The 1,094-nt window shown below is 66.6% G+C and carries 1 pseudogene; it reads left to right on the forward strand.

From position 1 onward, the window contains the following. Positions 1–51 precede the first annotated feature (51 nt). Positions 52–1,094, forward strand: a pseudogene (locus tag BM013_RS41725) (hemagglutinin); the annotation flags it as partial.

Below are 1,094 nucleotides of genomic sequence, written 5' to 3' on the forward strand. Positions count from 1 at the left end.
CGCCAGGTCACGGGCGTGGCGGCGGGCAGCGCGGACCAGGACGCGGTCAACGTGCTGCAGGTCAAGACCGTCACGGCGTCGCTGTCGAGCAGCATCGGCACGGTGAGCAGCAGCATCTCGAGCCTGTCGACCGGCCTGAGCACCACGAACAGCGGCGTGGCCAGCCTGTCGTCCTCGACCTCGACGGGGCTCAGCACGGCAACCAGCGGCATCGACAGCCTGTCCACGGGCTTGAGCACGACCAACAGCGGCGTGGCCAGCCTCTCGACGTCGGCCTCGACCGGGCTGAGCACGGCGACCAGCGGTATCAGTAGCTTGTCCACGGGCTTGAGTACGACGAACAGCAGCGTGGCGAGCCTCTCGAGCTCGACGTCGACTGGGCTGAGCACGGCCACGAGCGGCATCAGCAGCCTGTCCACCGGCCTGAGCACGACGAACAGCAGCGTGGCAAGCCTCTCGAGCTCGACGTCGACCGGGCTGAGCACGGCAACCAGCGGTATCAACAGCCTGTCCACGGGCCTGAGCACCACCAACAGCAGTGTCGAGAGTCTCTCGACGTCGACGTCGACCGGGCTGAGCACCGCGACCAGCGGCATCGGCAGCCTGTCCACCGGTCTGAGCACGACGAACAGCAGTGTGGCGAGCCTCTCGAGCTCCACGTCGACCGGGCTGAGCACGGCAACCAGCGGTATCAACAGCCTGTCCACGGGCCTGAGCACCACCAACAGCAGCGTCGAAAGCCTCTCGACGTCGACGTCTACCGGCATCAACAGCCTGTCGACCGGCTTGAGCACGACCAACAGCAGCGTCGCAAGCCTGTCGACCTCCACATCGACCGGCATCGGCAGCCTCTCCACGGGCCTGAGCACGACGAACAGCGGTGTGGCGAGTCTCTCCACCGGCCTGAGCACCGTGACGAGCGGCATCGGTTCGCTGTCCACCGGGCTCAGCACCACGAACAGCAACGTGGACAGCTTGTCGACTTCCACGTCCAGTGGCCTGAGCACCGCCAACAGCAGCGTCGCAAGTCTCTCGACCTCGACCTCGACGGGGCTCAGCACGGCGACGAGTGGCATCAACAGCTTGTCCACGGG

The organism is Variovorax sp. OK605 (assembly GCF_900115445.1).
Taxonomy (GTDB): Bacteria; Pseudomonadota; Gammaproteobacteria; order Burkholderiales; family Burkholderiaceae_C; genus Variovorax.